This is a genomic window from Polynucleobacter sp. 35-46-11 (assembly GCF_002281105.1).
In genome coordinates this window covers 1-3,459 of the sequence record NZ_NCFJ01000276.1, presented here as the reverse complement: position 1 = coordinate 3,459, position 3,459 = coordinate 1, and the positions used below count along the sequence as shown (strand labels likewise).

Annotated in this window: 3 protein-coding genes; all 3 read left to right on the top strand. The window is 42.2% G+C overall.

What is annotated here, in order from left to right:
• Positions 1-207 precede the first annotated feature (207 nt).
• Positions 208-1,506, top strand: coding sequence for an amidase (locus tag B7Y67_RS13395; protein ID WP_293599081.1), 1,299 nt, complete (start codon positions 208-210; stop codon positions 1,504-1,506).
• A 68-nt stretch (positions 1,507-1,574) separates the two neighbouring features.
• Complete coding sequence (locus B7Y67_RS13390; protein ID WP_293599080.1) at positions 1,575-1,763, top strand: hypothetical protein; 189 nt, start codon at positions 1,575-1,577, stop codon at positions 1,761-1,763.
• Positions 1,764-1,818: 55 nt separating this feature from the next.
• On the top strand, positions 1,819-3,459 hold a 1,641-nt coding region (locus B7Y67_RS13385; protein WP_293599079.1), incomplete at its 3' end, for a GAF domain-containing protein.

Genomic DNA, 3,459 nt, shown 5'->3' with positions numbered 1-3,459 from the left:
GAAAAGCGTCCAAATCACACCTGCTGCGTTAAAAATTGCAATGGATACTCAAATTGCTCTAGGTAACCTCAAAGAGCAGCCTGTATTTGAGAATTTTATTAATGAAACTTATATCCAAAATGCTTTGAAATTAAAGTAAAAGTTATTTAACTTCAAATACGGGGCGAAATACTTTCGCCCCAATTCTTTTGAAAATGAGACGCGTACATGAAAAAAAATATCGGCCTTACTGAAGCTTGCAACTTAATTGACTCACAACAACTGAATCCGGTTGACTTTATCAAGGAATGCTCTACCGCAGCAGATGAGGTCGAGCCAACGCTAAAATCTTTTGTCTGCAGGGCCAGTGTTGATTCTATGGTGAGTGCAATAAAGCCTGGCCTACTATCAGGAATTCCGGTGGCAGTAAAAGACATCATTAATACGGTTAACCTCCCGACTACCAATGGATCACCTATCTACAAGGATGTAACGCCAACCCAAGATGCTGCAATTGTTGAAAAAATTCGAAGTCTTGGCGGTATCATCTTCGGCAAATCAGTCACAACTGAATTTGCATGGCGTAATCCTGGCCCAACTACAAACCCTTTTAATTCAGAGCATACCCCTGGGGGATCTTCCAGCGGCTCTGCAGCGGCCGTTGCTGCGGGTATCGTTCCGCTTGCTCTTGGCTCTCAGACCCAGGGTTCTATTGTTCGTCCAGCCGCATACTGCGGAGTCATTGGTTATAAGGCAAGTTACGGCGCAGTCTCAAAAGAGGGGGCTCATCCTCTTTCTTACTCATTGGATCACATTGGCTTTTTTACTCGTTCAGTCAATGATGCTGCCTATGCATTTAATTGCTTAAAAAATAGTAACTCATCAGACCCAGACTTAATTGTTATCCCAGATCTCTTCTTTGACGTAAATAAAGTTCTACCATCATTTGATAGACCAAAAATTGCCTTCCTCGAAACACCAATTGACTACATGATGAGTGATGATCAGAAGGGGGTGCTGCAAATTGCCGCAAAAAGACTTGAGGATGCTGGGGCAACTACTCAGAAACTGACTTTGCCTAAAGAGTATTGGGACGCTATCCAGTCCATGAATTTGATTATGGAAGCTGAGGCCGCTGAAATTCATGCGAGTCATATTGATAATTCATCTGAGTTATTGAGCGTCCATATCAAAGAGTTGGTCAAGCGAGGCTTACAGCACAATGCTCCATCCTATATTGCTGCCAAATCTCTTCAGAAAAAACTGCGCGCAACCATTGGGGCTTATTTTCAAGAATTTGATGCATTCTTGATGGCTCCCGCCAGTGGAGAGGCTCCAAAAAGCTTGGACTCCACTGGTGATCCAATCTTTTGTGCCTTATGGAGTTATTTGGGTGTGCCATCAATCACCATTCCAGTAAAAAAATCCCAGAATGGATTACCGCTGGGCATTCAGCTAATTGGAGGCTATGGGGATGACGCTAAATTACTAAGTATTGCTAAATTTGCAGAAAGCGCATTAGCTTAGTAGGCGGTTCCATCTCTGCGAAGAGGAGATGCTCCTCTTCGCATCCTTTCTATTAACTCGGTAATTTAATGTTCATAAGTGATATTGCCCTATTAATGTTAGGTGGTGCCATCTCGGGTTTTTTATCGGGGTTGCTAGGTATAGGGGGAGGAATGATTCTGATCCCCTTAATGATTTTGGTTTTTAATCATCTGGGATTTAGTCAAAATATCGTTATGCATATGGCGATTGCAACTGGTAGAGCAGCAAGAGATTGACCGGTTGGGCATGCAGGTCGAAACCTTAAGGCGTAATATTGAGCCGCAATTAGAAATGGCTAGCCGCGTTATTGATGGAGTAATTAAAAATATTTCCATTTCAAAAGAAGGCGGATTAAACAGAATCAATCAACTTAAATTGGTCGAGTTAAATCATGCGTTTCTGGGATTGATGCAGCCGATTTCCGTAGTGAATGCTTCAGGAGTGATATTAGCCTCTAGTGATCTGGGTCTGGTGGGCGAGAGCATTGCCAAGAAGGCATATTTTAAGAATGAAATTCAGCATCCTCAAGATAATATTCTTCATATTAGCGCCCCACACCCTATTCTCGGTAAGCCGGCTCAAGCAATAAGCCTTTTCAAGTCGCTATTGGACCGAAAAGGAAATTTTTTGGGTATGGTCGTGATAAATTTGTCGCCTAATTTTTTCTCGACACTTTTAAGTTCAGTCCACTACACGTCTGATATTCGCTCCGCCATTATCCATGGTAGTGGAATACTTTTGCACTTTGAGCCCGAATGGGTTAAATCCTCAGGTATTAATTTAGCGATGAGAAACACTTTTTTTACTCGTCATAAAAATAGCAGGCTACTTACGAATACGTATATAGGTGAAAGTATGCTGACGGGTGAGGCGCGGATGGTCTTTCTAACAAATATTCAGCCAGAAGCATTAAATATCGACCAGCCGCTAGTGGTTAAGGTTAGTCGCAGTTTGCAAGCGGTCTTTGAATCATGGCGTAAAAGTGCCTATATGCAAATAGTCGCATTCTCTACTATCTTGCTTATAAGCGCTTGGGTGATGGCATTCATTCTGAGGTGGCGACGGAGTGCGAGTGTTCGTCATCAAGAGGTAGAAACTGCGCTAGCAAGGGTAAATCGAGCATTTATTACGCTTAGTGTTTGCAATGAAGAGTTTATACATGTTGAGGATGAAAACGCTCTATTGCAAAAGATTTGTCAGGTGATTGTAGAAAGTGGCGGCTATTACATGGCATGGGTTGGTGTGCCTCAACAAGACCTGGGGCTAACAATTAAACCCGTTGCTCACTTTGGATTTGAAAATGACTACTTAGCTGAAATGAAGTTTAGTTGGTCAAAATATTGTGACTTGGGTCAAGGGCCGGCTGGCAGAGCAGTTAGGAGCCATAAAATACAAGTCAACCAAAATTTTGAAATTAATCCATTGACTCACCCGTGGCGATCTGCCGCCCTTGCACGTGGGTATCTATCCAGCATCAGCTTACCCTTAAAAAATTCTTCAACATTCTTTGGGGTGCTGAATATTTATGCATCTGAGAATGATGCATTTAGTGATGCTGAAAAAGGGTTGCTAGAAAAGTTAGCGGCTAATTTGTCTTTTGGGGTTTCTGCAATAAGGGGGGAGGTTGAGCGTAAGCAGGCGGAAGAAAAACTTAGTATTGCAGCAGTCGCATTTCAGTCTCAAGAGGGAATCATGATTGCTGACGCTAATCAGAACATTATTAATGTGAATGGGGCATTTACGGAAATTACTGGCTATGCGGCAGAAGAGGCTATTGGTAAAAAGGCTAACCTACTTAAATCAGGGCATCATGATGAGGAATTTTATTCGTCAATAAAAAAATCTTTACATCAAAATGATGGTTGGCAGGGAAAGATTTGGAATAAGCGAAAAAGTGGCGAGCTGTATCTTGAGTGGTTAATAATTACTGCC

Bases quoted from the DNA above. Each gene is read 5' to 3' on its own strand.
- B7Y67_RS13395 (WP_293599081.1), top strand. From the start codon at position 208: ATGAAAAAAAATATCGGCCTTACTGAAGCTTGCAACTTAATTGACTCA.
- B7Y67_RS13390 (WP_293599080.1), top strand. From the start codon at position 1,575: ATGTTCATAAGTGATATTGCCCTATTAATGTTAGGTGGTGCCATCTCG.